Annotated in this window: 3 protein-coding genes; 2 read left to right on the top strand and 1 reads right to left on the bottom strand. The window is 62.2% G+C overall.

All coding sequences use genetic code 11. From position 1 onward, the window contains the following. On the bottom strand, positions 1-436 hold a 436-nt coding region (locus HLUSI_RS33915), incomplete at its 3' end, for a hypothetical protein (protein ID WP_238533928.1). Between HLUSI_RS33915 and HLUSI_RS27240 the strand changes: the two genes are divergently transcribed. Together HLUSI_RS27240 and aspS are read left to right on the top strand one after the other, a co-directional pair. Next, on the top strand, positions 420-1,190 hold the full coding sequence (locus HLUSI_RS27240; RefSeq protein ID WP_016833145.1) for a DUF502 domain-containing protein: 771 nt from the start codon (positions 420-422) through the stop codon (positions 1,188-1,190). The genes HLUSI_RS33915 and HLUSI_RS27240 overlap by 17 nt on opposite strands. 12 nt (positions 1,191-1,202) lie before the next feature. Then, positions 1,203-3,008 (top strand): aspartate--tRNA ligase, encoded by a 1,806-nt coding sequence (gene aspS, locus HLUSI_RS0106140; protein WP_016833143.1) that lies wholly within the window; start codon positions 1,203-1,205, stop codon positions 3,006-3,008. The last annotated feature ends 67 nt before the right edge of the window (positions 3,009-3,075 follow it).

The raw sequence follows: 3,075 nt of genomic DNA, 5'->3' as shown, positions 1-3,075 counted from the left end.
GATTGCATCCGGCATGCCGATGCCCGGGCGCACCATACGCTTGTCTCTGGAAACCCGCTTTTGAGAGAGGATGCCTCGCTTCCGGAGGCATTGGCAGCGTATGGCAATCGGCGTGGTCGGCATTTCCCGCAGGAAATGTCGACGTGCGAATACATTTCAATCTGGCAATTCTTTGTCGAATCGCGGGCGCGGCGGGGACTGGCTTGGCGGAGGAGTTTGCATCCGGTGTCAAAAACGTCCCAAAAACCTTTATAATCCGGCGATGCTGGCGGTACTGGTGTTGCTGCTCCGGCCGCTGCTCCCGCTGCAGCTTCGGCGCCCGCCGCCCCAGCGGCCGCACCAGCTGCTGCAGCCCCGGCTGCTCCCAAGTCACCCAGCACCCCAAGCGCTTCCTGAGCGCCACCGCGGAAAGCCACCCCATGCGCAAATACTTCATCACCGGCCTGCTGATCCTGGTCCCCCTGGCAATCACGGTGTGGGTGCTCAACCTGATCATCGGCACCATGGATCAGTCGCTGCTGCTGCTGCCGGAAAGCTGGCGGCCGGAAGCGCTGGTCGGCTTCCATATCCCCGGCCTGGGCACCATCCTCACGCTGCTGATCATTTTCATCACCGGCCTGGCCACGCGCAATTTCATCGGCCGCCAGGTGGTGTCGCTGTGGGAAGGTCTGCTGACCCGCATTCCGGTGGTCAAGTCGATCTATTCCAGCGTCAAGCAAGTATCCGACACGCTGTTCTCGTCGTCCGGCAACGCCTTCCGCAAGGCCGTGCTGGTGCAGTATCCGCGCCAAGGCTCGTGGACCATCGCGTTTCTGACCGGCATTCCCGGCGGTGAAGTGAAGAACCACCTGGCGGGCGACTACGTCAGCCTGTACGTGCCGACCACGCCGAATCCGACCTCGGGATTTTTCCTGATGGTGCCGCGCGCCGACCTGGACATCATCATGATCGCGCCGAAGGCCCCGGGCCACACCGTGCGTTCGACCTACACCCAAGGCGGCGGCGTGCCGCATCTGATCGCCGTGTACCAGGACAAGTCCGGCACGCCGCCGATGCGGCCAATCATAATTGAAGGGGCGTTCAGCGCTCCGCAAGAGTTGACCGCGCTGTTCTGCCCCGCCTTCGCCCTGCCAGCAGCACCGAACACAGAAGCAAAAAAACTGAATCGAACGAAACTGAAAACGGAATAACGGAACCTGAATATGTCCATGCGAACTCAATACTGCGGCCTCACCACTGAGGCACTGCTCGGCCAAACCGTCAGCCTGTGCGGCTGGGTGCATCGTCGTCGCGACCACGGCGGCGTGATCTTCATCGATCTGCGCGACCGCGAAGGCCTGGTGCAAGTCGTCTGCGATCCTGATCGCGTCGACGTGTTCAAGAACGCCGAAGCCGTGCGCAACGAATTCTGCCTGCGCATCACCGGCATCGTGCGCAACCGTCCCGACGGCACCAGCAACGCCAACCTGACCTCGGGCAAGATCGAAGTGCTCGCGCACGAGCTGGAAGTGCTGAACCCATCCGTCACGCCGCCGTTCCAGCTGGACGACGACAACCTGTCGGAAACCACCCGCCTGACGCACCGCGTGCTGGACCTGCGCCGTCCGCAAATGCAAAACAACCTGCGCCTGCGCTACAAGGTGGCGATGGAAGTGCGCAAGTTCCTCGACGCGCAAGGCTTCATCGACATCGAAACGCCGATGCTGACCAAGTCGACCCCGGAAGGCGCACGCGATTACCTGGTGCCTTCGCGCGTGAACGCCGGCGAATTCTTCGCGCTGCCGCAATCGCCGCAGCTGTTCAAGCAGCTGCTGATGGTCGCCAACTTCGACCGTTACTACCAGATCACCAAGTGCTTCCGCGACGAAGACCTGCGCGCCGATCGCCAGCCTGAATTCACCCAGATCGACTGCGAAACCTCGTTCATGAATGAACAGGAAATCCGCGACCTGTTCGAAGGCATGATCCGCCTGGTCTTCAAGAACGTGCTCGACATCGACCTGCCGGATCCGTTCCCGGTCATGGACTTCGCGACCGCGATGGGCATGTACGGTTCGGACAAGCCGGACATGCGCGTCAAGCTGGAATTCACCGAGCTGACCGACGTCATGAAGGATGTCGAGTTCAAGGTATTCGCCGGTGCGGCCAACAGCGAAGGCGGCCGCGTGGTCGGCCTGCGCGTGCCGGGCGGCGCCGAAATGCCGCGTTCGGAAATCGACGCCTACACCCAGTTCGTCGCCATCTACGGCGCCAAGGGCCTGGCGTACATCAAGGTCAACGAAAAGGCCAAGGGTCGCGACGGCCTGCAATCGCCGATCGTCAAGAACCTGCACGACGCCGCACTGGCCGCCATCGTCGAGAAGACCGGCGCGCAAGACGGCGACCTGATTTTCTTCGGCGCCGACAAGACCAAGGTCGTCAACGACGCCATCGGCGCGCTGCGCGTGAAGATCGGCCACAGCGATTTCGGCAAGAAGAACGGCCTGCTCGACGACGCCTGGCGTCCGCTGTGGGTGGTCGACTTCCCGATGTTCGAATACGACGAAGACAACCAGCGCTGGGTCGCTCTGCATCACCCGTTCACCTCGCCCAAGGATGGTCACGAAGATTTCATCTCGACCAACCCGGCAGCCGCCATCGCCAAGGCCTATGACCTGGTGCTGAACGGTTGGGAAATGGGCGGCGGTTCGGTCCGTATCCACCGCGCCGAAGTGCAGAGCAAGGTGTTCCGCGCGCTGAAGATCAACGACGAAGAAGCACGCCTGAAGTTCGGTTTCCTGCTGGATGCGCTGCAATACGGCGCGCCTCCGCACGGCGGCATCGCCTTCGGCCTGGATCGTCTGGTGACCATGATGGCCGGCGCCGAGTCGATTCGCGACGTCATCGCTTTCCCGAAGACCCAGCGCGCGCAAGATCTGTTGACGCAAGCGCCGTCGGCGGTCGACGAGAAGCAACTGCGCGAACTGCACATCCGTCTGCGCAATGCGGAGCCGGCAATCAAGGCGTAAGCGTAGCAAGCAATATAGTCCTGCCGTCCGCGCCTGATCCGCGCGGAAGGGCAAGTCGAAAGAAGGC

The sequence above is a fragment of the Herbaspirillum lusitanum P6-12 genome, from assembly GCF_000256565.1.
Taxonomy (GTDB): Bacteria; Pseudomonadota; Gammaproteobacteria; order Burkholderiales; family Burkholderiaceae_D; genus Herbaspirillum; species Herbaspirillum lusitanum.
This window is presented reverse-complemented; position numbering and strand designations above follow the sequence as displayed.

Bases quoted from the DNA above. Each gene is read 5' to 3' on its own strand.
- HLUSI_RS27240 (WP_016833145.1), top strand. From the start codon at position 420: ATGCGCAAATACTTCATCACCGGCCTGCTGATCCTGGTCCCCCTGGCA.
- aspS (WP_016833143.1), top strand. From the start codon at position 1,203: ATGTCCATGCGAACTCAATACTGCGGCCTCACCACTGAGGCACTGCTC.